Origin of the sequence: Enterobacter sp. TCD1-1, from assembly GCF_020567405.1 — a bacterium.
Classification (GTDB): Bacteria; Pseudomonadota; Gammaproteobacteria; order Enterobacterales; family Enterobacteriaceae; genus Enterobacter; species Enterobacter quasiroggenkampii.
Window position 1 is genome coordinate 1048728 of the sequence record NZ_JAJCXF010000001.1, and the last position, 25547, is coordinate 1074274.

At 55.8% G+C, this 25547-nt stretch carries 29 protein-coding genes and 2 tRNA genes; 12 read left to right on the forward strand and 19 right to left on the reverse strand.

Annotated features, from left to right (window positions below; all coding sequences use genetic code 11):
- Positions 1 to 5 precede the first annotated feature (5 nt).
- The gene (locus LJA86_RS05085) at positions 6 to 818 is read left to right on the forward strand and encodes a MetQ/NlpA family ABC transporter substrate-binding protein (protein WP_008500616.1); all 813 of its coding nucleotides are present in this window, start codon (positions 6 to 8) and stop codon (positions 816 to 818) included.
- A gap of 110 nt (positions 819 to 928) precedes the next feature.
- Positions 929 to 1138 (forward strand): fumarate hydratase FumD, encoded by a 210-nt coding sequence (gene fumD, locus LJA86_RS05090; RefSeq protein WP_023343959.1) that lies wholly within the window; start codon positions 929 to 931, stop codon positions 1136 to 1138.
- On the opposite strand, the gene LJA86_RS05095 is transcribed toward fumD, so the two are convergent.
- From LJA86_RS05095 to LJA86_RS05110, 4 genes are read right to left on the reverse strand one after another with little or no spacing between them, the layout of a single operon-like run.
- Positions 1119 to 1805, reverse strand: coding sequence for an amino acid ABC transporter permease (locus LJA86_RS05095; RefSeq protein ID WP_048030750.1), 687 nt, complete (start codon positions 1803 to 1805; stop codon positions 1119 to 1121). The genes fumD and LJA86_RS05095 overlap by 20 nt on opposite strands.
- Entirely contained in the window at positions 1789 to 2565 is a 777-nt protein-coding gene (locus LJA86_RS05100) for an amino acid ABC transporter permease (protein WP_229225731.1), read from the reverse strand. The genes LJA86_RS05095 and LJA86_RS05100 overlap by 17 nt, the downstream gene beginning before the upstream one ends.
- Positions 2565 to 3380: an amino acid ABC transporter ATP-binding protein gene (locus LJA86_RS05105; RefSeq protein ID WP_229225732.1), complete on the reverse strand. Its 816-nt coding sequence runs from the start codon at positions 3378 to 3380 to the stop codon at positions 2565 to 2567. The genes LJA86_RS05100 and LJA86_RS05105 overlap by 1 nt, the downstream gene beginning before the upstream one ends.
- A 2-nt stretch (positions 3381 to 3382) precedes the next feature.
- Positions 3383 to 4213, reverse strand: coding sequence for an ABC transporter substrate-binding protein (locus LJA86_RS05110; protein ID WP_080347292.1), 831 nt, complete (start codon positions 4211 to 4213; stop codon positions 3383 to 3385).
- Positions 4214 to 4459: 246 nt separating this feature from the next.
- Between LJA86_RS05110 and LJA86_RS05115 the strand changes: the two genes are divergently transcribed.
- Positions 4460 to 4627 carry a hypothetical protein gene (locus LJA86_RS05115; protein WP_032666818.1) on the forward strand — a complete coding sequence of 56 codons (168 nt, stop codon included), beginning with the start codon at positions 4460 to 4462 and terminating at the stop codon, positions 4625 to 4627.
- Positions 4628 to 4719: 92 nt separating this feature from the next.
- Here the strand turns inward: LJA86_RS05115 and LJA86_RS05120 are convergent, their stop codons facing one another.
- Complete coding sequence (locus LJA86_RS05120) at positions 4720 to 4860, reverse strand: hypothetical protein (protein WP_003857665.1); 141 nt, start codon at positions 4858 to 4860, stop codon at positions 4720 to 4722.
- 125 nt (positions 4861 to 4985) lie between these two features.
- Between LJA86_RS05120 and LJA86_RS05125 the strand changes: the two genes are divergently transcribed.
- Together LJA86_RS05125 and LJA86_RS05130 are read left to right on the forward strand one after the other, a co-directional pair.
- Positions 4986 to 5768 carry an MBL fold metallo-hydrolase gene (locus LJA86_RS05125; protein ID WP_048030747.1) on the forward strand — a complete coding sequence of 261 codons (783 nt, stop codon included), beginning with the start codon at positions 4986 to 4988 and terminating at the stop codon, positions 5766 to 5768.
- Positions 5769 to 5840: 72 nt separating this feature from the next.
- Entirely contained in the window at positions 5841 to 6476 is a 636-nt protein-coding gene (locus LJA86_RS05130; RefSeq protein WP_047075163.1) for a carbonic anhydrase, read from the forward strand.
- Between the two features lie 28 nt (positions 6477 to 6504).
- Here LJA86_RS05130 and LJA86_RS05135 read toward each other — a convergent pair whose 3' ends face one another.
- From LJA86_RS05135 to mdtK, 4 genes are all read right to left on the reverse strand, one after another.
- Positions 6505 to 8100, reverse strand: coding sequence for an FAD-NAD(P)-binding protein (locus LJA86_RS05135; protein WP_229225733.1), 1596 nt, complete (start codon positions 8098 to 8100; stop codon positions 6505 to 6507).
- A gap of 120 nt (positions 8101 to 8220) precedes the next feature.
- Positions 8221 to 8297: transfer RNA gene (locus LJA86_RS05140), tRNA-Val, on the reverse strand.
- 4 nt (positions 8298 to 8301) lie between these two features.
- Positions 8302 to 8378 (reverse strand) — tRNA-Val (locus LJA86_RS05145).
- A 153-nt stretch (positions 8379 to 8531) separates the two neighbouring features.
- A complete protein-coding gene (gene mdtK, locus LJA86_RS05150; protein ID WP_229225734.1) occupies positions 8532 to 9905 on the reverse strand; it encodes an MdtK family multidrug efflux MATE transporter in 1374 nt (457 codons plus the stop codon).
- A 225-nt stretch (positions 9906 to 10130) separates the two neighbouring features.
- Here mdtK and LJA86_RS05155 point away from each other — a divergent pair, with 225 nt between their 5' ends.
- Positions 10131 to 10772 (forward strand): riboflavin synthase, encoded by a 642-nt coding sequence (locus LJA86_RS05155; protein ID WP_008500602.1) that lies wholly within the window; start codon positions 10131 to 10133, stop codon positions 10770 to 10772.
- 31 nt (positions 10773 to 10803) lie between these two features.
- Here the strand turns inward: LJA86_RS05155 and cfa are convergent, their stop codons facing one another.
- Together cfa and punC are read right to left on the reverse strand one after the other, a co-directional pair.
- Positions 10804 to 11952 (reverse strand): cyclopropane fatty acyl phospholipid synthase, encoded by a 1149-nt coding sequence (gene cfa, locus LJA86_RS05160; protein ID WP_008500601.1) that lies wholly within the window; start codon positions 11950 to 11952, stop codon positions 10804 to 10806.
- Between the two features lie 298 nt (positions 11953 to 12250).
- Positions 12251 to 13450 (reverse strand): purine nucleoside transporter PunC, encoded by a 1200-nt coding sequence (gene punC / locus LJA86_RS05165; protein WP_045910322.1) that lies wholly within the window; start codon positions 13448 to 13450, stop codon positions 12251 to 12253.
- Positions 13451 to 13564: 114 nt separating this feature from the next.
- Here punC and punR point away from each other — a divergent pair, with 114 nt between their 5' ends.
- Positions 13565 to 14476, forward strand: coding sequence for a DNA-binding transcriptional activator PunR (gene punR / locus LJA86_RS05170; RefSeq protein ID WP_048222755.1), 912 nt, complete (start codon positions 13565 to 13567; stop codon positions 14474 to 14476).
- A gap of 17 nt (positions 14477 to 14493) precedes the next feature.
- Here punR and purR read toward each other — a convergent pair whose 3' ends face one another.
- Positions 14494 to 15519: an HTH-type transcriptional repressor PurR gene (gene purR / locus LJA86_RS05175; RefSeq protein WP_008500597.1), complete on the reverse strand. Its 1026-nt coding sequence runs from the start codon at positions 15517 to 15519 to the stop codon at positions 14494 to 14496.
- Between the two features lie 297 nt (positions 15520 to 15816).
- Here purR and LJA86_RS05180 point away from each other — a divergent pair, with 297 nt between their 5' ends.
- Both LJA86_RS05180 and LJA86_RS05185 read left to right on the forward strand, forming a co-directional pair.
- A complete protein-coding gene (locus LJA86_RS05180; protein ID WP_008500596.1) occupies positions 15817 to 15906 on the forward strand; it encodes a YnhF family membrane protein in 90 nt (29 codons plus the stop codon).
- Positions 15907 to 16069: 163 nt separating this feature from the next.
- Positions 16070 to 17236 carry an MFS transporter gene (locus LJA86_RS05185; RefSeq protein ID WP_048030744.1) on the forward strand — a complete coding sequence of 389 codons (1167 nt, stop codon included), beginning with the start codon at positions 16070 to 16072 and terminating at the stop codon, positions 17234 to 17236.
- Positions 17237 to 17274: 38 nt separating this feature from the next.
- On the opposite strand, the gene sodB is transcribed toward LJA86_RS05185, so the two are convergent.
- Positions 17275 to 17856: a superoxide dismutase [Fe] gene (sodB, locus tag LJA86_RS05190; protein WP_229225735.1), complete on the reverse strand. Its 582-nt coding sequence runs from the start codon at positions 17854 to 17856 to the stop codon at positions 17275 to 17277.
- Positions 17857 to 17978: 122 nt separating this feature from the next.
- Positions 17979 to 18752, reverse strand: coding sequence for a C40 family peptidase (locus tag LJA86_RS05195; protein ID WP_229225736.1), 774 nt, complete (start codon positions 18750 to 18752; stop codon positions 17979 to 17981).
- A 338-nt stretch (positions 18753 to 19090) separates the two neighbouring features.
- On the opposite strand from LJA86_RS05195, the gene grxD reads away from it, so the two are divergent.
- On the forward strand, positions 19091 to 19438 hold the full coding sequence (gene grxD, locus LJA86_RS05200) for a monothiol glutaredoxin 4 (RefSeq protein WP_003832760.1): 348 nt from the start codon (positions 19091 to 19093) through the stop codon (positions 19436 to 19438).
- 75 nt (positions 19439 to 19513) lie between these two features.
- On the opposite strand, the gene rnt is transcribed toward grxD, so the two are convergent.
- The 5 genes from rnt to eptA all read right to left on the reverse strand — a co-directional run bounded on the left by rnt (position 19514) and on the right by eptA (position 24195).
- A complete protein-coding gene (rnt, locus tag LJA86_RS05205) occupies positions 19514 to 20173 on the reverse strand; it encodes a ribonuclease T (protein WP_023618191.1) in 660 nt (219 codons plus the stop codon).
- Positions 20174 to 20268: 95 nt separating this feature from the next.
- On the reverse strand, positions 20269 to 20676 hold the full coding sequence (gene gloA, locus LJA86_RS05210) for a lactoylglutathione lyase (protein ID WP_008500591.1): 408 nt from the start codon (positions 20674 to 20676) through the stop codon (positions 20269 to 20271).
- 100 nt (positions 20677 to 20776) lie between these two features.
- Entirely contained in the window at positions 20777 to 21874 is a 1098-nt protein-coding gene (locus tag LJA86_RS05215) for an alkene reductase (protein ID WP_229225737.1), read from the reverse strand.
- Positions 21875 to 21928: 54 nt separating this feature from the next.
- Positions 21929 to 22528 (reverse strand): TetR/AcrR family transcriptional regulator, encoded by a 600-nt coding sequence (locus LJA86_RS05220; protein ID WP_045910326.1) that lies wholly within the window; start codon positions 22526 to 22528, stop codon positions 21929 to 21931.
- Positions 22529 to 22569: 41 nt separating this feature from the next.
- Complete coding sequence (gene eptA / locus LJA86_RS05225) at positions 22570 to 24195, reverse strand: phosphoethanolamine transferase EptA (protein ID WP_229225738.1); 1626 nt, start codon at positions 24193 to 24195, stop codon at positions 22570 to 22572.
- 149 nt (positions 24196 to 24344) lie between these two features.
- On the opposite strand from eptA, the gene LJA86_RS05230 reads away from it, so the two are divergent.
- Together LJA86_RS05230 and LJA86_RS05235 are read left to right on the forward strand one after the other, a co-directional pair.
- Entirely contained in the window at positions 24345 to 24584 is a 240-nt protein-coding gene (locus tag LJA86_RS05230; RefSeq protein ID WP_008500587.1) for a DUF1289 domain-containing protein, read from the forward strand.
- A gap of 48 nt (positions 24585 to 24632) precedes the next feature.
- The gene (locus LJA86_RS05235; RefSeq protein WP_021241132.1) at positions 24633 to 25529 is read left to right on the forward strand and encodes an aldo/keto reductase; all 897 of its coding nucleotides are present in this window, start codon (positions 24633 to 24635) and stop codon (positions 25527 to 25529) included.
- Positions 25530 to 25547 lie beyond the last annotated feature (18 nt).

Below are 25547 nucleotides of genomic sequence, written 5' to 3' on the forward strand. Positions count from 1 at the left end.
ACATCATGAAAAAGACACTGACACTGATCGCCGCTGCAACCCTGAGCGCCCTGAGCTTCGCCTCCTGGGCCGACACCCTGACCGTGGGGGCATCCAACACGCCGCATGCGGAAATTCTGGAGCAGGCAAAGCCGATTCTGGCGAAGCAGGGTATCGACCTGGAGATTAAACCGTTCCAGGACTACATTCTGCCGAACACCGCGCTGGCGGGTCATGACATCGATGCGAACTATTTCCAGCACATTCCTTACCTGAACAGCGTGCTGAAAGATCATGCGGGCGATAAGGACTACGATTTTGTCAGTGCGGGCGCGATCCACATTGAACCAATCGGCATCTACTCCAAAAAATACAAGTCGCTGAAAGACCTGCCGGAAGGTGGCAAGATCATCATGCGTGACGCGGTTTCTGAAGAGGGCCGTATTCTTTCCATCTTCGAGAAAGAGGGCGTGATCAAGCTGAAACCGGGCATCGATAAAGTGACCGCGCGCATCAGCGACATCGTCGAGAACCCGAAGAAGCTGAAGTTCACGCCTAACGTGGAAGCGTCTCTGCTGCCGCAGATGTACAACAACAACGAAGGCGACGCGGTGGTGATTAACGCCAACTACGCGATTGACGCCGGTCTGGATCCGGTTCACGACCCGATTGCGGTTGAGAGCGGTGAAAACAACCCGTATGCCAACATCATCACCGTGCATCGCGGTGACGAGAAGAAGAAAGACATCGTCGCGCTGGTGAACGTGCTGCACTCGAAAGAGATTCAGGACTGGATCCGCACCAAGTACAAAGGCGCGGTCATTCCAGTAAACAACTAATTAGCTGATTTTACAGATGAAGCCCGGCGAGTTCCTCGCCGGGCTTCTTTTTTGTATCCGGCAGGAGAATCATTTAAGCTCAACGTTTAACAGGCAATGGAGTGATGACGATGGGTAACGTGACCAAAGATGAAGCGCTGTATCAGGAGATGTGCCGGGTGGTCGGGAAGGTCGTGCTTGAGATGCGTGATTTAGGGCAGGAGCCAAAGCATATTGTCATTGCCGGGGTACTGCGTACCGCGCTGGCGAACCAGCGCGTGAAACGCAGTGCATTGACTACTGAGGCAATGGAAACGGTGGTTAAAGCGCTGGCCGGGTAAGGCGCCAGCGTTTCGCAAGCTGCTCGAGCGAGCAGCAGAGCAGGTAATAGACCACGCCCGTAAAGATAAATATGGCCGCCGGGTAGATTTGCACCCGGTTGTTGACCTGTCCCGCCACCGTGGTCAGCTCCGGGACGTTCACGATAAACGCCAGCGACGTATCCTTCAGCAGGCTGATAAAAATCCCCACCAGCGACGGCAGAATATTCCTCAGCGCCTGCGGCAGCAGCACGCGCCACAGGGTTTGCTGCGTGCTGAATCCCTGTGACAGCGCGGCTTCGAACTGCCCGGTCGGCAGCGCGCTCAGCCCGGCCAGCACCGAGTGCATCACGGTGGCCGCCGTAAACCAGGCCAGCGCCAGCGTGACGGTCAGCGCCCCGGGCAGATCGCCCCCGGTCATGAGCGGCAGGAGATACCACATCCAGAAAATCACGAAGATGAGCGGGATCCCGCGAATCAGCTCTGCCCATAAAAAGAGGACTTTTCGCACGAGCCCGGTAAAGCGCCAGGCCAGGCACGCGAGCAGTATCCCTCCGGGCAGAGCGATAACCGCAGCGCCTGCTGCCATCATTAACGAAAGCAGTACGCCTCCCGGTTCACCGGCTGCCGCGCGTCCCCACAGCAGATAATCGAGGTTATCGGTGATGACATTAAGTCCGGCAATCATGTTTTTCACTCCCTGTGGTGGCGACGATCGGGCGTTTACGTTTCGCCTGCGGCCCAAGGCGGACCAGCACCATTCCCATGACCAGACCGGTCAGCAGATAGAGTGCAGTACCGAGGGTAAATGCCTCCAGCGCGTGTGCGTTAAAGCTTTCGATCTGCCTGACCTGGTAGGTGAGCTCGGCGAAGCCAATCCCGCTGGCGAGCGAGGAGAGCTTCATCAGGTTGAGATATTGGCCCACAACGGGCTGCCAGGCGTTAGCCAGCCCCTGCGGCAGCAGGATGTAGCGAAATACGCGCCATGCCGAGAATCCCTGGGCGAGCGCCGCCTCCCGTTGCCCGACTGGCACAGAACGCAACCCGGCTTCCACTTCTTCGATTAAAAACGCCGAGGTAAAAACGCCCAGCCCCCAGGCAGAACATAAAAATTCGGGCGTAAACCACCAGACGTCGCCGGGCAGAATGGACCAGCTGTGATCGGCGTTGACCACGTCGCGAAACGCCTGCGGCAGCCCGTTCCAGGCGGCAAAATACCAGAACAGCAGCTGCACCAGCAGCGGCGTATTGCGAAACAGCGATACCCAGCCGCTGACGATCGCTTTCCCGACGCGTCCACCGGACAGGCGCAGGAGCATAAAGAGCAGTGCGAGCAGGCTGGCCAGCACGATCCCCGCCAGCGTCACCCACAGGGTGGTGAGAAATCCGGAAAGTATCCACTGCAGAGGCTGTCCGGTCAGTACCCCCTGCCAGTCGAGCGCGGGCATTACAGATGCTCCTGATGCAGCGGATCCAGCACCTTTTGCAGGAAACGCTGCGCGCGCGGATGCGCTGGCTGGCTGAAAAACTGCGCTGGCGGCGCGGTTTCCAGAATTTGCCCGCCGTCGATAAAGACAATCCGGTCGGCGATTTCCCGGGCAAACTGCATCTCATGGGTCACTACGATCATCGTGATCCCGCTGTGGGCGAGGGTTTTCATCACGAACAGCACTTCACCAATCATCTCCGGATCCAGCGCGGAGGTGGGTTCATCGAAAAGAATGATTTGCGGTGAAGAGGCGAGGGCGCGGGCTATCGCCACGCGCTGCTGCTGTCCGCCGGATAGCTCTGCCGGGAAATGGTGGGCCTTTTCCAGCATCCCGACTTTCTCCAGTAGGGCCAGCGCGCGCGCCTGGGCTGGCTGTGGCTTCCAGCTGTGAACGTGCTCCAGTGCCAGGGTGATGTTCTGGCTGGCGGTGAGATGGGCATAAAGGTTGAACTGCTGGAATACAAACCCCACGCGGCTTCGCAGCTGGCGCAGCCCGCTACCGGAGAGCTTTCCGGTAGGCTTGTTGTCGACCAGGATCTCTCCGCCGCTCAGGGGTTCAAGCTGGTTGATAAGACGAATCAGGGTGGATTTACCGGAACCCGACGGGCCGAGGATAGCAACCACTTCACCGGGCGTGATGGTGAGGTTAATGTCGTTCAAAACCTGATGGTCACCGTAGCGTTTGTCCACATGACGAAACTCGACGCTGGCCTGTTCCAGATGTGAAAAATCCGCGGCACCGGCCGCGGAGTGTGAAAATAAACCTGAGAGCATAATTACCTGGCTTCTATTTTAAAGCCGCGAGGCTGTGGAGCAGGGGTGCCAGGACCAAACCAGACATCATAGATTTTTGCCGCCTGACCGGTCTTCTCAAGATTAACCAGCTCGTCGTTAACGGCTTTCAGCAGTGCCGTTTCACCTTTCTTCACCCCCACGCCAATCTCTTCTTTACTGAGCAGGTCGGGCAGGATTTTGAAGTTGGCTTTGTCCGGCGCCTGCGCCAGCAGACCGGCCAGGATGGTGCTGTCCTGAGTGATGGCCTGTACGTTGCCGTTGCGCAGTGCGGTCAGCGCCAGGGGAATGTCGTCATAAGAGAGGACGCGGGACTGCGGGAAACGCTGGTGCAGCGCCTGCTCGCCTGTTGTGCCTTTGACTGCACCAATGCGCGCCCGGCTATAGTCATCGAGCTTGTCCGGCGATTTCGCCGGAACCAGGAACTGCTGGCCAGTGACGAAGTAAGGCGTCGAGAAATCAATGACCTGTGCGCGTTCCGGGGTGATAGTAATATCCGCCACGATCAGGTCGGCTTTGCCGGACTGCAGCAGCGGAATGCGGTTGGCCGGATTGGTGGCAACCAGTTCAAGCTTCACGCCGAGCGATTTTGCCAGCGCTTTGGCGAAGTCCACGTCGTAACCCACGATCTCATGCGTTTTGGCATCAATCGAGCCAAACGGCGGGTTGGCATCAAACGTGGCCACTTTCACCACCCCTGCTGCCTTGATATCCGCCAGCTGATCGGCCTGCGCCTGCGCTGAAAACAGGCCCCAGGCTGCCACTACGCCCAGAGCCAGCGTCCGTTTCTTAAACCCTTTCATTTTTGCTGCCATAGTCATTCGCCATCCCGTTGTTTTTGTTTTACCCCGTTACGCTCCCATAAGGGAAAGCTATCGCCAAATAAGAAATCGTTCTTTGCTATGAGCAAAAAAGCATTAGTGAACAAGGTGTTAATGAAGCGTGAAAAGGACGAGGGTGCTATTTGCAGATCCTGCACATCGACAGTGGATTTTGGTATTTCCCCTGCACGGGATTGGGGTGCTTAACTGAAGGCAGATACGGCGAGAGAGGGTTAGACGATGAAAAAATGGATCAGCACGTTACGGCGGTTTTTTGCGGCCCGACCAGCGAATGCGGAGAACAGCGCGCAACGTGTTCTTGAGTCGATACTGCCTGTCGCCAGCCTGTATGGCGTAGACGTTGCCAACATTGACCCGGAGTGGTTCCATGATAAAACGCCACGCTGAACTGCGCCGCACGCGCGAAACGTACTGGAACGAAGTGTGCGTGACGTTTAACGAGTGAAATAAAAAAGCACCGGTTTACCGGTGCTTTTTTATTAGATCTTGCAGGCGTCGCCGCAGTCGTCGTCGGCGACAATCGCCTGCGCTTTTTTATCCGCGTCGTCCAGACGTTCCGCATTACGCTCTTCTGCTTCATCCAGACCGTTAAACACTAAGTTATCGAGATCAATTTCCATGTTGCACCTGCTCTGTTCAGTTTTCGATACTGGCACAGTATAGGGCAAAAAAAGCCAGCAATGTACCTCGCAGCACATAAGGATAATCCCTGCCATACTCAGTGCTTTATCGCTGAGGAGAGCACATGATTACACTCTGTAAAACCTGCGGGACCGCCTACGATACGCAGCCGGACAGATGCCCAATTTGTGAGGATGAACGCCAGTATGTGCCCATCACGGGGCAGGCGTGGACCGATCTCGATACCGTCAACGCGACGCACAGCAACAAATGGCAGCAGCTGGAGCCGCGATTGTTCGGTATCAAAACCGTTCCGGCGTTTGCTATCAACCAGCGGGCGCTGCTTCTGCAAACGCCGCACGGCAACATTCTCTGGGACTGTATCGCCAACATTGACCCGGCAACCAAAACGCTTATTAACGCCCTTGGCGGCATCAGCGCGATTGCGATTTCACATCCGCACTATTACACCACGATGCAGGAGTGGGCTACGGCGTTTGATGCGCCGGTGTACCTGCACGCCAGCGACAGAGAGTGGGTGATGCGCGACAGCCCGGCCATTCATTTCTGGGAAGGCGATGCGCTGGAGATTTTCCCGTCGGTTACCCTGCTGCGTCTGGGCGGGCATTTTGCCGGGGGAACGGTGCTGCACTGGCAGGAGGGGGACGGGGTGCTGCTGGTGGGCGATATTCTGCAGGTCACGCCGGGTAAAGACGCCGTCTCGTTTATGTGGAGCTACCCGAACTATCTTCCGCTGCCTGCCCGCGCCGTGGCGTCCGTCGTGAGTCATCTGGAAGGCAGAACGTTTGAACGTCTGTACGGCGCGTTCGAAGGGCAGAACATCCTCGCTAATGCGGACGAAATTGTGCAGCGGTCGGGCCAGAAATATATTGCTTGTCTGAAGTAAACCACGATGGGTAAACTTTACGAGTGTGATCTCGATCATACCTAAACTAAAACAGATAAAAGAGACATTGCTATGCAACATATCATTGAAGGTTTTCTCAGCTTTCAAAAAGAGATTTTCCCGCAACGTAAAGAACTCTTCCGCAGTTTAGCGTCCAGCCAGAATCCCAAAGCGCTGTTCATCTCATGCTCTGACAGCCGTCTGGTCCCGGAACTGGTCACCCAGCAAGAGCCAGGACAACTCTTTGTCATTCGTAATGCTGGCAACATTGTGCCGCCGTTCGGACCGGAGCCAGGCGGTGTGTCCGCTACCATCGAATACGCCGTCGTGGCGCTGGGCGTCACGGATATCGTGATTTGCGGTCACTCCAACTGCGGCGCGATGAAGGCGATTGCCGATAACGCGAACCTGGAGCCGATGCCTGCCGTGTCACACTGGCTGCGCTATTCCGACGCGGCAAAAGCCGTGGTAGAGAAGAAAAGCTGGGATAAGCCGATCGATAAAGTGAATGCGATGGTGCAGGAAAACGTCTTTGCGCAGCTGAGCAACATCAAGACCCATCCGTCCGTCGCGGTGGGCCTGCGTAATAACTCCATCCGACTCCACGGCTGGGTGTACGACATTGAAAGCGGCGAAATCCTCGCGCTGGATAAAGCGACGAAAAGCTTCGTCTCGCTGTCGGAAAACCCGGAAGTCTTCTTCGAGTAATCCGCAACAGCAGGGCACGGATGCCCTGTCAGTATTCAAAATAGGGTAATCTCCGCCGCACGCGTGACGCGGGTTTTTCCGCCGCTTTCGCCATCGCCTCTGCAATCTCTGCACACTCCACCAGCCCCTGAACGAAGGGACGATCGTGCATCAGCCACGGTATCGCACCGAAGGCGATGCGCCCGCGAACGGTGTCAGGTGCTTTTAAGGTGTAATCCTCGCCGATATCGGGTATCTCATCGCCGGTCGCTTCCAGCTGTTTGCGCAGCGTCGGGAAGGGCAGATCTTTCGTTTTGAGCGGCTTTTGTCCGCGTGCGTCAATAAATACGTCGAAACGATAGACGGTCTCTTTTGTGGTTATCACCGTTCGATCGCTGCCAACGTCGAGCGTGTAGCCGTCACCGAGTGCGGCCACGCTGATGATGCTGGCTTCGCGAAGTGCGAGCAGCCTGCGGATAGACTGCGGAGGGATGGCGGCATAGTTGTCGATAAATACCCGAGCCAGCCCCTGCCTGAAGCGTTCACCGTCTCGCTCGTCGAGATGGGGGACAATCTCCTGAACGACCTCATGCAGCCGCAGCACGGTATAGCGCCAGGCCACGGTACGGCGTTCCCGTTTGTTGCGTTCAACCTCGTTGAGATTCTCTTCCGCCCAGGTAAAGGGGCCGTGGCGTTGACGATCCTCAAACCAGGCCTCACGAACAGTGTCCGCATTCAGCGTATACAGAGACATCTTCTCGCACCACGCCGGATCGGCAAGCTGAAGCTCTTTGACCATCAGGGCAAAAATGCGGTCAAGCAGGCCATCCGGTCCTTTGGCTATCTCGCTTTCCACCACGAATTCGGTCAATACCGACAGCGGCTCGTAAGGAATAGGGCAATAAAAATCAGCTTCCGGCAGAATGCCCGTCCGGGACATCAGCGTAATGTGTAACCCTTCGCTGCTTTTATCGAGGATGAATTTACCGTCACGAAACGCACCGTGCTGCATCACCACCGCCATAGCCGCGTCCAGGCCGCTCAACGAGGTACCCATAATGCCCACGCGGCAAGGGGGAATGCGGGCGTCCATCAGACCGGACCACGGGCTTGGGAAGAACGTGCGCGTGGCTTCATCCTCCTCTGGCCAGACGTGGCCGGTGGCAATAACCGCCAGGTCGAATTGATCTGGTAAGGTGCGGTCGTTGACCGAAATCGTCACGCCGGTTGTCGAAGGGATGATGTCGGTGACCTTCGCGGATTCATGGACTTTAACCTCGAACCCCAGCTTTTTCGCCTCTTTTACGATTGAACGAAAACTGTCGCGAAAGTACTCTCCCAACAGAAGCCTGGGCAGGAACTGTCGGTCATGCAGGCTGGCTTTATCCACCTTAAAGCGTGCCAGATGGGCGTCGCTCTGTTCCTTAAGCCAGTCAAGGTAGGTCATAAAAATAGGCGGGATTTCAATGCTCGCAATGTTCGCCAGCATCAGCCGGGAATTATCGTCGTCGTTATAGGGCATGCCCACGCCAGCTTCATCGGCCTGTTCAAAGACGGAAACGGAGAGCGGCGTGCTGTTTTGAAGCAGGTGATAAAAGGTGTAAATCCCTGTGGGGCCGGAGCCGATAATCGCGATCTTCTTCATCGACACGTTTCCTGTGTTTTTTTTCCATAGGAAAAGCGTAGCAGGAGAATAATGATGAAAATAAAGGATTAAGAAAATTCAGGCTATCAGAGGAGAATTTGCACCATTTCAGGACTGAAATGGTGCGTCCGAGTGGACTCGAACCACCGACCCCCACCATGTCAAGGTGGTGCTCTAACCAACTGAGCTACGGACGCAGAATGGTGCGTTCAATTGGACTCGAACCAACGACCCCCACCATGTCAAGGTGGTGCTCTAACCAACTGAGCTATGAACGCAACGTGTTGTCGGTGACAACGGGGACGAATATTAGCGGCACAGCACCGAGGTGGCAAGAGGGAAAATGCAATTTTCTCTCTGATTTCACGCGATTGCTGTATTACCGCGCAAAGTGAAGAGAAAGTAGCCGCCGGGTGGCGGCTACTGCGTATTTAACGTGCAGCGCGTTGCAAAATGATCGTGGATGGCTGGTGCTGCAGGAAGCGCATGCGCATCATCATCATAATCGCCGCCGACGTCAGGCCGATGATAAAGCCCATCCAGAACCCCGCCGGTCCCATGCGGTCCACCACCAGGTCGGTCAGGGCCAGAATATACCCACATGGCAGACCCAGCACCCAGTAGGCGATGAAGGTGATAAAGAAAATGGAGCGCGTGTCTTTATAGCCGCGCAGCACGCCGCTGCCAATCACCTGAATGGAGTCCGAAATCTGGTAAATCGCGGCCAGCAGCATCAGGTGCGATGCCAGTGCGACGACTTCCGGATTGTCGTTATAGAGCAGGGCAATCTGCTCGCGCAGTGCCACGGTAAAAAGCGCCGTGCAAATGGCCATGCAAACGCCGACGCCCAGTCCGGTCCGCGCGGCGGTTTGCGCGTCGAGCGTCGAGCCTTGCCCCAGGCGGAAGCCCACGCGGATCGTCACTGCCGCCGCCAGCGACATCGGCAGGACAAACATCAGGGAGCTGAAGTTCAGCGCAATCTGGTGCCCGGCGACGTTCACTATGCCCAGCGGGGAGACCAGCAGGGCGACCACGGCAAACAGGGTCACCTCAAAGAACAGCGCAAGGGCAATCGGCAACCCTAGCTGCACCAGACGCGTCATGATGCTCCAGTCCGGCGTGCTGAATCTGTTCTCGTTACGAATATCGCGCATGGAGCGGGCGCGCTTCACGAAGGTAAGCATCGAGAAGAACATGACCCAGTAAACGGCAGCCGTTGCCACGCCGCAGCCGACGCCACCCAGCTCAGGCATCCCGAAATGACCGTAAATAAAGACATAGTTAACCGGGATGTTGACCAGCAGCCCGATAAAACCCATCACCATGCCGGGTTTGGTTTTCGCCAGGCCTTCACACTGGTTACGCGCCACCTGGAAAAAGAGGTAGCCCGGCGCGCCCCAGAGCAGCGCGCGCAGATAGCCCACGGCTTTGTCCGCCAGCGCCGGGTCAATATTATGCATAGCGCGAATGATATGGCCCGCGTTCCAGAGCACCACCATGATCAGCACGGAGACAAACCCTGCCAGCCAGAAACCCTGGCGAACCTGATGGGCGATGCGCTCGCGGCGGCCCGAGCCATTGAGCTGAGCGATAACAGGCGTGAGCGCGAGCAGCAGACCGTGACCGAACAGGATGGCCGGAAGCCAGATTGACGTGCCGATAGCCACGGCTGCCATGTCGGTGGCGCTGTAGCCACCTGCCATTACCGTATCCACAAATCCCATTGCGGTCTGGGCCACTTGCGCGACGATCACTGGTATAGCCAGTGCCAATAACTGGCGCGCTTCATTCATGTACTTCTGCACGTGAACACCTTTATTTTGTAGTTATTTGAGAGACTAAAAAAGCCGCCGAAACGGGCAGCAAGAAGAAAATGCAGGGGGGTGCCAGCTATTGTAGCGGGCTTTAGCTATTTATCTAGTGAAAAAATCGCCAGAAAATGCGCTCCGCTGGCAACCTGTTTTTCCAACTGTTATTGTGGAGGGATTAAACGGTGTCATCACCGTTCGGAAAAAACAGGAGTTGTAAGCATGTTTACTGGTATTGTGCAGGGCACTGCCAAAGTGGTGTCCATTGATGAAAAACCTAATTTCCGTACTCATGTTGTTGAGCTGCCGGAATATATGCTTGAGGGTATCGAAACCGGCGCCTCGATTGCCCATAACGGCTGCTGCCTGACCGTGACCGAAATTAACGGCAACCAGATTAGCTTTGATTTAATGAAAGAGACGCTGCGGATCACTAACCTGGGCGAGCTGGTGGTAGGCGATACCGTCAACGTTGAGCGCGCGGCGAAGTTCAGCGATGAGATTGGCGGTCACCTGATGTCGGGGCATATCATGACCACTGCCGAAGTGGCGAAAATCGTGACCTCGGAAAATAACCGTCAAATCTGGTTTAAAATGCAGGACCCGTCATTAATGAAATACATCCTCTATAAAGGATTTATTGGCATTGACGGGATTAGCCTGACCGTGGGAGAAGTGACGCCAACGCGTTTTTGCGTGCATTTAATTCCTGAAACGCTGCAGCGCACCACGCTGGGCGCCAAAAAACTGGGGCATCGCGTGAATATCGAAATCGATCCGCAAACCCAGGCGGTGGTGGATACGGTTGAACGCGTGCTGGCAGCTAAAGAAGCCGCAATAATAAAGACCGCAGAAGAAGAATAAAAAATAACCCCGGCTATCCGGGGTTATTTTTTTAGCGTGCGACACGCAGTCCGTGTTCGATCCCCCGGCTGAATACCACCTGCCAGAGCTGAATATCCCGTGCGCGAAACGCCCCCGCGCAGGCATTCAGATAATAGCTAAACATCCGTTTGAATCGTTCTGAATAGTTGTCCGCAATCTCGGGCCAGGCTTTCTGGAAACGTTCATGCCACGCCATTAAGGTGGTGTCGTAGTCCGCGCCAAAGTTATGCCAGTCTTCCATCACGAAATGGGATTCACTGGCGTTGGCGATCTGGCGAACGGACGGTAAACAGCCATTCGGAAAGATGTATTTATTGATCCACGGGTCAACGTTATTGTCGGTCCGTTTAGAGCCGATGGTGTGCAGCAGGAAGAGCCCGTCCGGTTTCAGATTACGGTCCACCACCTCAAAGTAGGTATCGTAGTTTTTTGGCCCCACGTGCTCGAACATGCCGACGGAAACGATCCGGTCGAACTGCTCGTTCAGGTCACGGTAGTCCTGCAGCCGGATATCCACATCGAGACCCTGGCAGCGCTCTCGCGCCATTTTTTGCTGTTCCGCTGAGATCGTCACGCCGACCACGCTGACGCCATAGTGCTTCGCCATAAAATACGCCAGCCCGCCCCAGCCGCAGCCGATATCCAGCACGCGCATGCCGGGCTGTAGCTGCAGTTTTTCACTGATCAGACGCAGCTTGGCCTGCTGTGCTTCCTCAAGCGTCGACGCGTCTTTCCAGTAGGCGCAGGAGTATTGCATGAAAGGGTCCAGCATGCGGCTGAACAGGTCATTGCCGAGATCGTAATGCTCTTTGCCGACGATCCAGGCGCGTTTTTTACTTTGCAAGTTAAACAGTCGGGCAGAGGCGACACGCAAAGTGTCTTTCAGATTGCGGGGGAGTTGATTTTCCAGACCGGCACGCAACACGCTGGCAAAAAAGATATCCAGCCGTTCACATTCCCACCAGCCATCCATATAACTTTCTCCCAGGCCTAGCGACCCTTCCCGCAACACGCGTTTAAAAAAGTCGGGATGTTTAACCTGGGGATCGGATGGCGAAGATCCGTTGATAGTGATGCCTGCTCGACCTAACAGTTCACTGACGATCCGGGACCAGTTGTCGTCCGGAACGCTGACTTCTTCTATACACGATGAACTCATAGCTTCTCCATCACCCTGATGTGATCAGAACCTTCAAACAGCGTAGACGCTTTTTTTGGTTTGTGAGAAATCTCACGGTAAATACCGCGAGGCTAGTATCCGACGTAGAACAGAGGAAGGGAGATAACCCTTGCCGAAATGCCTTCCATGGTAAAACGGGAGCACTCCGGCTCCCGTTAACACTTAATATTTATCGTATTTAATCGAACCAAATTTAGTATAGGCCTCAAAATTTGGTGATTCAATAGAAAATTGTTAGCAACCTAATCACTGAAATGTAACATGATTTCTGGCGCAATCAGGCATGCGAGGTTTCCACCTGCGCACCGCTATCCTGCTCACGCTGCGCGGACGCCTGCATGCGGTAACCCAATACCGCCAGCGCAACGGTGACCAGCATCACGCTGGTGGTGGTTAACAGCGGCGTCGCAATCAGCGCCGAGACCACCAGGCTTGCCAGGAAGCACAGACCCAGCTGCAGGGTATTTTGCAGCGCGGCGGCGCGGCCTGTCGCCTGCGGGAACGGACGTAACGCCTGTGCCACCACGATCGGGTAAATCGCCCCGTTCGCCACGGCCATCACGCAGAAGGGAATCAAAATTTCAGCCAGGCCCGCGCCCGGAATAAACCCGACGGCCCAGGTACCGATGACGCTCAGCGCATAGAGCACCAGCAGCCATGGCAGCATCTGCTGACCTTCCCATTTTTGCAGCGCCGCGCGGCAGCCGTACCCGCCCACCAGGAACGCGATGGTCTGCGGAACATAGCTCAGACCGATGGCCGCCGGGCTGTAGCCCATATCGTGCAGAATAAACGGCGAGCCGGTGAGCCACGCGAAGAAGCTGGCCGAACAGGCGGCATAAATCAGGACATTCCCGCGATACGCCTTGGCGCTCAGCAGGGAGGTGAAGGTAATCGGCTTCGCGTCGGCATGCGCCTCTTTTTTATGCGCGGGCTTAAGGGCAAACGCCGGCAGCATCAGCACCAGCGTGATGGCAAACAGCGTGGCAAAAATGGCCTGCCAGTCAAAGTGCGCGAGGATCCAGCTGCCCAGCAGCGGAGCCAGGGCAGGGGAAAGACCCACCAGCGGCATAATAGTGGCGAAAATACGGTTTGTGCGGTTAGCCGGATAGTAGTCGGTGACCAGCGCCTGCCAGGTCACCGCCGCAGCACAGACGCCCACGGCCTGAATAAAGCGCAGCACCAGCAGCCAGGTGGCATCGCGCACCCACAACATCCCCAGACAGCCCACGGCAAAAATGGCCAGACCCAGCAGCAGTACCGGTTTACGGCCAAAGCGATCCGAGAGCGGTCCCCACAGGAGCTGCGCGAAAGCAAAACCGGCAAGGAACAGGCTCAGGCTGGCGCTGATGGCCGCCGCAGGGGTTTGCAGGTCTTCCTGCATCGCGGCAAACGCGGGCAGGTACATGTCGGTGGCCAAAAAGCCCAGCACGCTTAAGCCGCCGAGCCAGACTAAAAATCCTTTCCTGGGTTGCATTCTCTTATTCTCCTGAGGAGGCAGGTGTACGTTGGCGCAGAGTGTAGGGAGTGCAAAGCGGCTTGTGAAACGCTAATATTTGGCGGGTGCATTCAAATTTTTTGCAGGCAGAAAATGTGGTCAGATTATTCTCTTGAAGTGGTCGATGCTGTTGCGCGTAACGGCAGCTTTAGCGGTGCAGCGCAGGAGTTGCACCGCGTCCCTTCGGCCATTAGCTACACGGTGCGACAGCTTGAAGAGTGGCTGGCGGTTCCGCTGTTTGAACGGCGGCATCGCGACGTGGAATTAACGCCCGCGGGGGCGTGGTTTTTGAAAGAAGGGCGTTCTGTTATCAAAAAAATGCAGATCACCCGTGAACAGTGTCAGCAGATCGCCAACGGCTGGCGGGGACATCTCTCCATCGCGGTGGATAACATCGTGAAGCCGGAACGCACCCGGCAGATGATCGTGGATTTCTATCGTCATTTCTCTGACGTTGAGCTGCGGGTCTCGCAGGAGGTGTTCAACGGGGTGTGGGATGCGCTGGCGGACGGCAGGGCGGAGATGGCGATCGGCGCTACGCAGGCGATCCCGGTTGGGGGACGTTACGCCTTTCGCGACATGGGGATGCTGAGCTGGAAATGCGTGGTGGCCAGCGATCATCCCCTGGCGGCGATGGACGGGCCGCTGAGCGACGATACGCTGCGTAACTGGCCCTCGCTGGTGCTGGAGGATACGTCCCGTTCACTGCCCAAGCGTATTACCTGGCTTCTGGACAACCAGCGGCGAGTGGTGGCCCCTGACTGGGAATCGTCGGCGACGTGCCTCAGCGCCGGGCTGTGCGTCGCGATGGTGCCCGTTCATTTTGCGCGTCCGCGCATCGATACCGGAGAATGGGTTGAACTGACGCTGGAGAATCCGTTCCCGGACGCGGCCTGCTGCCTGACCTGGCAACAAAATGATGTCTCGCCCGCCATGGCCTGGCTGCTGGATTATCTGGGAGACAGCGAAACGCTAAACCGGGAATGGTTACGGGAGCCAGCGTAGCTGGCCCCGTCAAGGGATTAACGACGGTAGTCGCGGAACGGACCATCCGCAACGGAACGGCGTTCAATCAGGCGTGGGTGAACTTCAATGGACTGCGACTCTTCGCGTTTGTTGACGATTCTGTCCAACAGCATATTGAAAGCCGTTTCGCCCAGCGAATCTTTTGGCTGGTGAATGGTTGTCAGCGCCGGGGTGAAGAAGCGCGCGTTACGCACGTTGTCATACCCGATCACGGAGATATCCTGCGGTACGCGCAGACCCAGCTCATCGGCGGCGCAGAGCGCACCCATGGCCATGATGTCACCCCCGCAGAAAACGGCGGTCGGGCGGTGCGGCTGGGAAACGATCTGCTGCATTGCGCGGTAGCCTGATTCCGGCTCAAAGTCGCCCTGCACGATCCAGTTTTCCGGCACGGTGATCAGCGCTTCTTCCATCGCTTTCATAAAACCGGCCAGACGGCCCGCGCCGGTGTTACGCTCCAGCGGACCCGGGATCACGCCAATTTCGCGGTGACCGCGTTCGATCAGGTAACGACCCGCCATGTAACCGCCTTCAAAGGCGTTGTCGATAACGGAGTCGGTGAAGTCCGCGCGCGCTTCACCCCAGTCCATGACCACCATGGGGATATGGCGATACTCTTCAAGCATCGACAGCACGGATTCCGGGTACTCGGAACACATCACCAGCAGGCCATCCACGCGCTTCTGCGCCATCATCGACAGGTAGGCACGCTGTTTTTCTATGCTGTTCCATGCGTTGCCCAGAATCAGGGTATAGCCTTTCTGGAAGCAGTTCTTCTCTACCGCTTCAATGATCTCGGCAAAATAGGCCGCTTCACTGCTGGTGGCCAGCAATCCAATGGATTTGGTGTGATTAACCTTGAGGCTGCGCGCAACCGCACTTGGCGAATAGTGCAGCTCTTTGATCGCTGCCCAGACGGCGTTGCGCGTCTCTTCCGCCACGAAGCGGGTTTTGTTAATTACATGTGATACGGTTGTAGTGGAAACGTTTGCGCGTTTTGCTACGTCTTTAATTGTTGCCATTAAATGTCACTCCAGACCATATCCTAAACTCCTGAAAAACTTGAAGGTAAACGTTTGCCTTCTCTCACCCTTATCACGCAATCTTGAATTGCGGCACGCCGGGAAAACGACACGGGACGTCAGGAGGGGGTCAATGGCCGGTACGCTAATAAATTTAGCGTGGAATTTTGTCCTATCTTGATGAAAAGGGGAAGAGGTAAAGTGTTTATCAGCCTAAATCCAGGAAGATTTTTGACGTAAATTATGCAAAAATGAGCAGGCTCACTTTTCGTGGGGGGATTAAAAGGAGAAAAATTGATGAGTTCCGATCTGAAGTTTTCGCTGTTCACCACCGTTGTTGTGCTGGCTCTGATTGTCGCGGCGGGTCTTACGGCCGCGCTGCACTGATTTACGCGGAGGGAGAGCCTTCTCCCTCCCGCTCACCCCGATTGTTACTCCTAAGGCAAAAATCTTTTGCCATTTTGTTAACTTCTCATTTTTTGTGATTGATGTCATGCTTTCCGCTTCTTTGTTCTGTGTCATCACATGACACGGCATCCGGAGTTGACGCATGAAAATCAATTTTCCCCTGCTGGCCCTGGCGATTGGCGCTTTTGGGATTGGCACCACTGAATTCTCCCCGATGGGGTTACTGCCCGTCATCGCCCGCGGCGTGGACGTCTCGATTCCTGCGGCAGGCATGTTAATCAGCGCCTACGCTATCGGCGTGATGGTGGGGGCGCCGCTGATGACGCTTCTCCTTTCGCACCGCGCGCGCCGCAATGCGCTGATTTTCCTGATGGCGATTTTCACCCTCGGTAACGTGCTTTCGGCCATTTCGCCGGACTACACCACGCTGATGCTGTCGCGTATTCTGACCAGCCTCAACCACGGCGCGTTCTTTGGGCTCGGGTCGGTTGTGGCGGCAAGCGTGGTGCCAAAACATAAGCAGGCCAGCGCCGTAGCCACCATGTTTATGGGCCTGACCATTGCTAACATCGGCGGCGTTCCTGCGGCAACCTGGCTGGGCGAGGTCATTGGCTGGCGGATGTCCTTCCTGGCGACGGCTGGACTGGGCGTAGTCGCGATGGTGGCGTTGTTCTTCTCCCTGCCAAAAGGCAGCGCGGGTGAACGCCCTGACGTACGCAGAGAGCTGTCGGTGCTGGTGCGCCCGCAGGTGCTCTCTGCGCTGCTTACGACCGTGCTGGGGGCAGGGGCGATGTTTACCCTCTACACCTATATTTCACCTGTGCTGCATGACATCACCCACGCAACGCCTCTCTTTGTGACCGCGATGCTGGTGCTAATTGGCGTGGGCTTCTCGATTGGCAACTATCTCGGCGGGAAATTTGCCGACCGTTCGGTGAGCGGAACGCTGAAGGGCTTCTTAACCCTGCTGATTGTTATCATGATCGCCATTCCGTGGCTGGCGCGTAACGAGTTTGGCGCCGCGGTGGCGATGGTCGTCTGGGGGGCTGCAACGTTCGCTGTGGTGCCACCGCTGCAGATGCGCGTAATGCGCGTCGCGCATGAAGCGCCGGGCCTCTCATCCTCGGTCAATATTGGTGCCTTTAACCTGGGCAATGCGCTCGGTGCGGCGGCCGGTGGGGCCGTGATTTCAGGGGGGCTGGGGTACAGTTTTGTGCCGGTGATGGGGGCGATTATTGCCGCGCTCGGCCTGCTGCTGGTGATGATGTCGGGTCGTAAACAGCCAGAAGCAGCCTGCGCTGCGGAATAAACCAAAAACGCAGAAGGGCGAACCCTTCTGCGTGTCTCTTACGCGGCGAAGTTCTTCGCCACAAAGTCCCAGTTAACCAGTGCCCAGAAGTGCTCCAGGTAGTTAGGGCGCGCGTTACGGTAATCGATGTAGTAAGCGTGTTCCCATACGTCCACGGTCATCAGCGGCTTCGCGCTGGTGGTCAGCGGTGTGCCCGCATTAGAGGTAGACACGATAGCCAGTTTGCCATCCGCCTCTTTGACCAGCCACGTCCAGCCCGAACCGAAGTTCTTGATGGCGGCATCGGTGAACTTCGCTTTGAAATCCGCGAAGCTGCCAAAGGCGACGTTGATGGCGGTAGCCAGTTCACCGACAGGTTCGCCACCGGCGTTCGGCGCCAGGCAGTGCCAGTAGAAGGTGTGGTTCCACACCTGAGCGGCGTTGTTGAATACGCCACCCTCAGAACTGCGCACGATCTCTTCCAGCGTTTTGCCTTCAAAATCGGTGCCCTTGATCAGGTTGTTCAGGTTGGTGACGTACGTCTGGTGATGCTTGCCGTAGTGATATTCCAGGGTTTCCGCAGAAATGTGCGGGGCCAGGGCGTCTTTTGCATACGGTAGTGCAGGTAATTCGAACGACATTGCTTCTCTCCTTATTGTATTTTGTGTTGTCAATAACCACACAGACAACAAGGACAGGATAGCAAATTGAAAGGGTATGCAAAAGAGGAACTTACCCTGCCACGGGTGTGGCAGGGCAGGGGTTAGCGAATGGTTTTCGGCGTCATCACGCGGCGTGCGCCGACGTAATGGCGTACCCAGTAGTCTTCACTGAGAGAGGTGATCTGAATATCCTGGCCGCTACGCGGTGACTGGATGAATTTTCCGTTGCCGACATAGACGCCAACGTGGTCAGCTGTCCCGCGGCCCTGCGTGCGGAAGAAGACCAGATCGCCGTTCTCCAGCTCTCCACGGTTGACCGGGGACGCGTCGCGCAGGTGGTACATTTCGTTGGCGGTGCGCGGAATGCGGAACTTGACCAGATCTTTATAGGCGTAATAGACGAGGCCGCTGCAGTCAAAACCGGTACGCGGTGAAGTCCCGCCCCAGTGATAAGGTTTGCCAATCTGCCCCATCAGCTTGTTCATTGCGGTTTTTTGCGCTTTCTGGACGCGTACTTTATGCACTTCCGCTATTTTGGTGACCTTGGTGCATTTCGCCTTATGGCCTTTACGCGCGGTGCATTTTTCAGTCACGAGGTTAGCGGCGGTTTGCGAAGCTTTACTTTTGGCGGTGTGGGCAGTGCGGGAAGAAGTGGTTTTCGTCTTGCTGGAAGCGGTTTTTTTAGTCTGTGTGTTTGTCTTTTTCTTGTCGTTTTTAGCGGTGGTTTTTTTCTTACGTTCTGTGGCTTTCACCAGATGGTTTTTTTGTACAGCAGAATGCCGCGCCTGCTGAGAGGCGTTTGCCACTGGCGTGAAAGTGAGTGAAGTAAACAGTAAAGCACAGAGCGTGATCGAGATTTTATTTATCCGCGCCACTGGGCAGTCCCCTGATAAATGCAGGTCATCAATAATACCCGCGTGTGATTTACAAAGCCCGTCGATTCTAATCCATAAAAAGCCAGAAAGTTAATACCATTTTTCAATCTCTAATCCTGTTTCGTTAGCAAGTGCAAAAAAATTCATCGTTCTGTCGTACATTTGCCCATTCCCTAAGCAAAACCCTGGCCGCCGCAGGGGTAAACACCATTTGCAATGCAACTTTTCGTGACTCGGCGTAAAATGTCTATACGTGACAAAAATGTTATTTTCCGATGCCAGTCTGAACCGCTACAATGTCAGACGAATGCCGTAACAGAAGTTAAAGGAAGCAAGACATGAGCACCACTATTGAAAAAATCCAGCGCCAGATCGCTGAAAACCCGATTCTGCTGTATATGAAAGGTTCTCCAAAGCTGCCAAGCTGCGGCTTCTCCGCGCAAGCGGTTCAGGCGCTGTCTGCCTGTGGTGAGCGTTTTGCTTACGTTGATATCCTGCAGAACCCGGACATCCGCGCTGAGCTGCCGAAGTACGCGAACTGGCCGACGTTCCCACAGCTGTGGGTAGACGGTGAACTGGTTGGCGGTTGCGATATTCTGATTGAAATGTATCAGCGCGGTGAACTGCAGCAGCTGATCAAAGAAACCGCGGCGAAGTACAAAACGGAAGAGCCTGACGCAGAGTAATTTTCTGCGGAAATAAAAAAGCGACCTGCTATGGGGTCGCTTTTTTTTTGTCGGGTGGTGCTGCGCTTATCCGAACTACGATTGGCGCTCGGCCTCATCACCCATCGGCAGCGGCCAGCCGCCCAGACGCTTCCAGCGGTTGACGATCTCACAGAACAGCTCTGCGGTACGCTCCGTGTCATACAGCGCGGAGTGTGCCTGCGTGCCGTCAAACGGAATGCCAGCCGTAATACAGGCCTTTGATAACACCGTTTGTCCCAGCGCCAGGCCGCTCAGCGCGGCGGTGTCGAAGGTGACAAAAGGGTGGAAGGGGTTGCGTTTAAGCGACGCGCGCTCCGCGGCAGCCATGGTAAAGCTGTGATCGAAGGTGGCGTTATGGGCCACCATAATGGCGCGGCTGCAGTTGCTCTCTTTCATGCCTTTACGCACCATTTTAAAAATGGCGTGCAGCGCGTCATATTCACTGACGGCACCGCGCAGCGGGTTATGCGGATCGATACCGTTAAACGCCAGCGCTTCCGGCTGTAAGTTTGCCCCTTCGAAAGGTTCAACGTGGAAATGCAGCGTGGTGTCCGGTGTAAGCCAGCCCTGTTCATCCATCTTCAGCGTGATGGCGGCAATTTCGAGCAGCGCATCGGTTTTAGCGTTAAATCCGGCTGTTTCTACATCAATGACAACGGGATAAAAACCACGAAAACGGTCGCACAGACCGCTAAATTGAGCGTTATCGGACATCAGGGTCTCTTACATGGGGAAAAAGCAGAGCGCATTATGGCAAATTTTGCGGGGTGATGCAGTAAAACTACGGGCGCACGTTGCGCCCTGAGGGATCAGTTGCCCAGACCGCGACCGGCATCTTTGGCTTCAATCAGCTCGATTTTGTAACCGTCCGGATCTTCCACAAACGCAATCACGGTGGTGCCGCCTTTTACCGGGCCCGCTTCGCGCGTGACGTTACCGCCATTTTTGCGAATGCGTTCGCACGCGTCGGCCGCGTTATCCACTTCCAGCGCGATATGGCCGTAGGCCGTGCCCAGCTCATAGCTGTCAACGCCCCAGTTGTAGGTCAGCTCGATCACCGCTTCATCCGTTTCCGGGCCGTAACCCACGAATGCCAGTGAGTATTTATATTCCGGGTTTTCGCTGGTGCGCAGCAGCTTCATGCCCAGGACGTTAGTGTAGAAATCGATAGAACGTTGCAGGTCGCCAACGCGCAGCATGGTGTGAAGTAGGCGCATAATTTCCTCATTAACCAATGGAATAAAAAAGCTTTTTGATCAGAAACGATGTTTTAGTATAGCGGCGAACTGTCGCCGCTATCAATGAACAATGGCGAGATTACAGTGAAGGGTAGTCGGTGTAGCCTTCCGCGCCGCCGCCGTAGAAGCTTTCCGGACGCTGCGGGTTGAGCGCCGCTTTTTTCTGCAGGCGAGCAACCAGATCCGGGTTGGCGATGTAGTCGCGGCCAAACGCGACGGCATCGATCAGCCCTTTATTAATCAGATCTTCGGCTTTCTCAGGCGTATAGGCACCTGCACCGATGATCACCCCGTGGAAGCGCTCGCGCACTTTCTGGCGGAAGGCTTCAGTGTAAGGCTTACCGCCAGCCCAGTCAGGCTCGGACATGTGCAGATAGGCAATACCGCGTTTGGCCAGCTCTTCAATCAGATAAAGCGCATCTGCTTCCTCGTTCGGGCCGTTGTCGACGTTCTGGAAAGACCCGATTGGGGAGACGCGGATCCCGATACGGTCCGGGCTCCACTCCTTGCATACCGCATCCACCACTTCCAGCACCAGACGGGCGCGGTTTTCGACGCTGCCGCCGTACTGGTCGGTGCGGTGGTTAGACGACGGTGACAGGAACTGGTGCAGCAGATAGCCGTGCGCGGAGTGCAGCTCAATCAGGTCAAAACCGGCTTCACGGGCGTTGGCCACGGCCTGACGGAAGTCGTTAACAATCCCCGGGATTTCGTCCAGCTCCAGCGCGCGCGGCATAGAGGTATCCACGCGGATCGCGTTGCCGTTTTCATCGCGCAGGGAAGTACGGGTATTGGCGCTCAGGGCTGACGCGGAGACCGGTGCCTGACCGCCAGGCTGGATACTGCTGTGTGAGATACGACCGGTATGCCACAGCTGGACCGCAATACGACCCTCTTCAGCGTGAACGCCCGCGGTGATTTTCTGCCATGCCGCGATCTGTTCCGGGCTGTGAAGGCCCGGCGCACCGGCGTAACCCTTCGCCTGAGCAGAGATCTGCGTGGCTTCGGTGATGATCAGGCCAGAGCTTGCGCGTTGACGATAGTATTCGACCATCAGCGGGGTGGGGATGTCACCCGGCTCAATGCTGCGCAGACGGGTCAGCGGAGCCATGAACACGCGGTTTGGCGCCGTGACGGCACCCACTTTCAATGGGGTAAACAGTTTTTCAGCTGACATAAAGACTCCTGAGTAGACCAGTCGACTAGTAATAAGGTAAATAAAAAGCGCCCGTTATACGCCAGGCGCAGTAATGCTGTTTTTCACATGTGCCAGCGCGCTTTCCAGCGGCACGGCACTGCGCGAAATTTTTGCCTGCAGGTTGGCCCCTAACCACAGGGAATAGAGCACCTGAGACTGCATTAAGGGGTCGCCGGAAAAGGCCAGCGTTTTTTCGTCGCGGCCCTTTTCCAGCGCCTGGGCCAGCAGGGCGATCACGCCGCGGGCACCCTTATCCATCGCCGAGCGCATGTCTTCGGAAAGATCGCACACCTCGGCAGACAGCTTGACCGTCAGGCATCCGCTGATAATGCCCTGCTGACAGAACTGGTTCAGCGTTTCCTGATAGTAGTTCAGAACACGATCCCGATAGTTTCCTTCACCCGACGCAAAGTGGGTGGCCAGACGCTGGTGGTATCCCGCGTAATGACGCTCCAGCATTGCCACGCCAAAGGCCTCTTTGGACCGGAAGTAGTGATAAAACGACCCCTTCGGTACCTCAGCGGTTTTTAATAACTCGCTCAACCCCATACCGGTAAACCCGCGATGCATGCAAAGACGCTCGCCGGTTGCCAGTAGATGTTCGCGGGTATCGTGTTCAGTATTTCTGCTCATGGCCGCACTCTAATAGACCGTTCGGTCTAATGCAAGCGAGTTTATTGACGACATGCGTTCAGAATATCCAGCTGCTGTTGATAAACCGTTGATTTAACGTCCATCATACCCAATACGGTTGAGAATAAATTGTCCTGGGAGACCGCATTTTTTGCTGCATGGTCGCGTAAACACTGTTCATTGATGCCAAAGTTTTTCGCGTAGTCCGGTGACAGCCAGAACATAAACGGAATGTGCGTTTGCTGCTCCGGCGCCAGCATGTACGGCGTCCCGTGCAGATAAATGCCGCTTTCACCCAGTGACTCACCGTGATCCGAGAGATAAATCAGCGCGGTATTCATGCTTGCCTGGCGAGCTTTCAGCGCATCAATGGTTTTGCTGACCATGCTGTCGGTATACAGAATGGTGTTGTCATAGGTATTCATCAGCGCCTGATGATCGCAATCCTGAATCTCGTTGGTGTCGCAGGTTGGGGTGAATTTCCGGAAAGTGTCCGGGTAACGGCGATAGTACGCCGGACCGTGGCTCCCCATCAGGTGGATAACCAGCACCGTGTCCTGCTTCAGACCATCCAGCACATTGTCCAGACGGTAGAAATTCACATCATCAATACAGGATTTGTCTTTGCAGAACTGATCCAGATTCCACTGCGTCATATCGGTATGCGGCACGCGATCGCAGGCGCCTTTACAGCCGCCGTCGTTGTCGCGCCACAGCAAGTTGATACCCGCATGCTTCAGCACATCGAGCAGACCTTCCTGATGGTGCGCCAGGTCGGCATCGTATTTGCTACGCGTCATGCCGGAGAACATGCACGGAACGGAAACGGCGGTTTCAGTGCCGCATGAGGAGGCCTGCGGGAAGTTAATCACATCCTGCTTTTTCAGCTCCGGGTTCGTTTCACGATCGTAACCATTCAGGGAGTAGTTCGCCGCTCGAGAGGCTTCACCAACGACCAGTACCAGAACGGTTTTCTTTTGTTGACCTGAAATCAACGGTCCTTTATGGGCATCTTCGCCAATCCGTACCAGCGTTTGATCGCCGGCAAACCAGCGCATTTTGCTGTACTTCACCACGGCGCTGACATAGTTGGCCGGGGTCACCATTTTGACGATGCTTTTGTTGTTGCGAAACAGCGAGGCGTAATCTTTATAAAACACTGCCGCAATCAGGATAATCACCAGCAGGGCGCCAAGCATCGCGGCAACGCGCGTCAGCAGGGCATACCACCATTTCCCGGTACGAATGCGGGTCAGCGCCAGCACCACGGAAGGCACGAGGCCAGCAATAACAATCCACAGAATCATCTGCGGCGTCACCAGGGCTGTCGCTTCCTGAGAGTTGGTTTCGAACACGTTCACAATCATGTTCTGATCGATCACCGAGCCGTAGGTGTACATAAAGTAGGTTGCCGCTGCGCATCCGATCGTCAATACAATCAGCAGCGGCTTGCGGATATAGGGGATATTCAGCAGGCTAAACACAATCACCCAGCCGCAAAACAGCACCAGCGGTACGGACGCGGCAAAGAGGATGTCGTGCAGGTGCGCAGGGGCAATAATGGCCCAGCTGCGCTGGATAAACAGCCCGTTGATTAGCGTAAAGAAGAGTGCACAGCCCAGAGTAAATTTAATGTCGTTACATTGTAACTTTTTGATTAACCACATCGATCGGTAAACCTGTCATTGTCATGATGGGCCGAGTATAAAGAGGGAAGATTAGTGAAACCTTAATGCCACAAATCTGTGGTATAGGCCTTGCACGTGGCGCGTTTAGCGTCTTCACTGTAGGTGAGAGTGGTTATCCGGAGGTGAGTGTGGCAGAGCAACTGGAGTTTTTCCCCATCCAGAGCCCGTGCCGGGGGATTTGTCAGGTGGATGAACGCGGATATTGCCGCGGGTGCATGCGTACCCGCGACGAGCGTTTCAACTGGCAAAACTTTAGCGACACGCAAAAGCAGGAGGTGCTACGCCTCTGCCGACAGCGTCTTCTGCGCAAAATACGCGCAAACAAAGCCGGTGAGACCGAAGAACCCCAGCAACCTTCACTTTTTTAACACGGTAATTGCGTATACTCATGACATTACATCCTTGAGGAAAATGTTATGGTTCAGCGAATTACCCTTGCCCCCCAGGGGCCAGAATTCTCCCGTTTTGTGATGGGCTACTGGCGCCTGATGGACTGGAATATGTCCCCCCTCCAGCTGGCGAGCTTTATTGAAGAGCATATCGATCTGGGCGTTACCACGGTCGACCATGCGGACATTTACGGTGGCTATCAGTGTGAAGCCGCATTCGGCGAGGCGCTCAAGCTGGTTCCGGCACTCCGCGACCGCATGGAGATCGTCACGAAGTGCGGGATTGCCACCACGGCAAAACCGGAACACGCCCTTGGGCATTACATCACCGACAGCGCGCATATCATCAAGAGCGCTGAGCAGTCGCTGGTCAATCTGGCGACCGACCGTATCGACCTGCTGTTAATCCACCGTCCGGATCCGCTCATGGATGCCGATGAGGTGGCAGAAGCCTTCCTGAACCTGCATCAGAGCGGCAAAGTGCGTCACTTTGGCGTTTCCAACTTTACCCCGGCGCAGTTTGCACTGCTTCAGTCTCGTCTGCCGTTTACCCTGGCCACCAATCAGGTGGAGATCTCCCCGGTACACCAGCCGCTGCTGCTGGACGGTACCCTCGACCAGCTGCAACAGCTGCGTATTCGCCCGATGGCCTGGTCGTGCCTGGGAGGCGGACGCCTGTTTAATGATGATGAATTCCAGCCGCTGCGCAACGAGCTTGACACTATCGCCCGCGAGCTGAACGCGGAGAGCATCGAACAGGTGGTTTACGCCTGGATCCTGCGTCTGCCGTCAAAACCGCTGCCCATTATTGGTTCTGGCAAAATAGAACGCGTGCGTTCTGCACTGGCCGCTGAAGAGCTGCAGATGACCCGCCAGCAGTGGTTCCGCATCCGCAAAGCCGCGCTGGGTTACGACGTGCCATAAACCGCCAGAAGGTGACTT

Excerpts from the sequence above, each read along its gene's own strand:
- LJA86_RS05085 (WP_008500616.1), top strand. The coding sequence starts at position 6 with ATGAAAAAGACACTGACACTGATCGCCGCTGCAACCCTGAGCGCCCTG.
- fumD (WP_023343959.1), top strand. The coding sequence starts at position 929 with ATGGGTAACGTGACCAAAGATGAAGCGCTGTATCAGGAGATGTGCCGG.
- LJA86_RS05095 (WP_048030750.1), bottom strand. The coding sequence starts at position 1,805 with ATGATTGCCGGACTTAATGTCATCACCGATAACCTCGATTATCTGCTG.
- LJA86_RS05100 (WP_229225731.1), bottom strand. The coding sequence starts at position 2,565 with ATGCCCGCGCTCGACTGGCAGGGGGTACTGACCGGACAGCCTCTGCAG.
- LJA86_RS05105 (WP_229225732.1), bottom strand. The coding sequence starts at position 3,380 with ATGCTCTCAGGTTTATTTTCACACTCCGCGGCCGGTGCCGCGGATTTT.
- LJA86_RS05110 (WP_080347292.1), bottom strand. The coding sequence starts at position 4,213 with ATGGCAGCAAAAATGAAAGGGTTTAAGAAACGGACGCTGGCTCTGGGC.
- LJA86_RS05115 (WP_032666818.1), top strand. The coding sequence starts at position 4,460 with ATGAAAAAATGGATCAGCACGTTACGGCGGTTTTTTGCGGCCCGACCA.
- LJA86_RS05120 (WP_003857665.1), bottom strand. The coding sequence starts at position 4,860 with ATGGAAATTGATCTCGATAACTTAGTGTTTAACGGTCTGGATGAAGCA.
- LJA86_RS05125 (WP_048030747.1), top strand. The coding sequence starts at position 4,986 with ATGATTACACTCTGTAAAACCTGCGGGACCGCCTACGATACGCAGCCG.
- LJA86_RS05130 (WP_047075163.1), top strand. The coding sequence starts at position 5,841 with ATGCAACATATCATTGAAGGTTTTCTCAGCTTTCAAAAAGAGATTTTC.
- LJA86_RS05135 (WP_229225733.1), bottom strand. The coding sequence starts at position 8,100 with ATGAAGAAGATCGCGATTATCGGCTCCGGCCCCACAGGGATTTACACC.
- LJA86_RS05155 (WP_008500602.1), top strand. The coding sequence starts at position 10,131 with ATGTTTACTGGTATTGTGCAGGGCACTGCCAAAGTGGTGTCCATTGAT.
- cfa (WP_008500601.1), bottom strand. The coding sequence starts at position 11,952 with ATGAGTTCATCGTGTATAGAAGAAGTCAGCGTTCCGGACGACAACTGG.
- punC (WP_045910322.1), bottom strand. The coding sequence starts at position 13,450 with ATGCAACCCAGGAAAGGATTTTTAGTCTGGCTCGGCGGCTTAAGCGTG.
- punR (WP_048222755.1), top strand. The coding sequence starts at position 13,565 with ATGTGGTCAGATTATTCTCTTGAAGTGGTCGATGCTGTTGCGCGTAAC.
- purR (WP_008500597.1), bottom strand. The coding sequence starts at position 15,519 with ATGGCAACAATTAAAGACGTAGCAAAACGCGCAAACGTTTCCACTACA.
- LJA86_RS05180 (WP_008500596.1), top strand. The coding sequence starts at position 15,817 with ATGAGTTCCGATCTGAAGTTTTCGCTGTTCACCACCGTTGTTGTGCTG.
- LJA86_RS05185 (WP_048030744.1), top strand. The coding sequence starts at position 16,070 with ATGAAAATCAATTTTCCCCTGCTGGCCCTGGCGATTGGCGCTTTTGGG.
- sodB (WP_229225735.1), bottom strand. The coding sequence starts at position 17,856 with ATGTCGTTCGAATTACCTGCACTACCGTATGCAAAAGACGCCCTGGCC.
- grxD (WP_003832760.1), top strand. The coding sequence starts at position 19,091 with ATGAGCACCACTATTGAAAAAATCCAGCGCCAGATCGCTGAAAACCCG.
- rnt (WP_023618191.1), bottom strand. The coding sequence starts at position 20,173 with ATGTCCGATAACGCTCAATTTAGCGGTCTGTGCGACCGTTTTCGTGGT.
- gloA (WP_008500591.1), bottom strand. The coding sequence starts at position 20,676 with ATGCGCCTACTTCACACCATGCTGCGCGTTGGCGACCTGCAACGTTCT.
- LJA86_RS05215 (WP_229225737.1), bottom strand. The coding sequence starts at position 21,874 with ATGTCAGCTGAAAAACTGTTTACCCCATTGAAAGTGGGTGCCGTCACG.
- LJA86_RS05220 (WP_045910326.1), bottom strand. The coding sequence starts at position 22,528 with ATGAGCAGAAATACTGAACACGATACCCGCGAACATCTACTGGCAACC.
- eptA (WP_229225738.1), bottom strand. The coding sequence starts at position 24,195 with ATGTGGTTAATCAAAAAGTTACAATGTAACGACATTAAATTTACTCTG.
- LJA86_RS05235 (WP_021241132.1), top strand. The coding sequence starts at position 24,633 with ATGGTTCAGCGAATTACCCTTGCCCCCCAGGGGCCAGAATTCTCCCGT.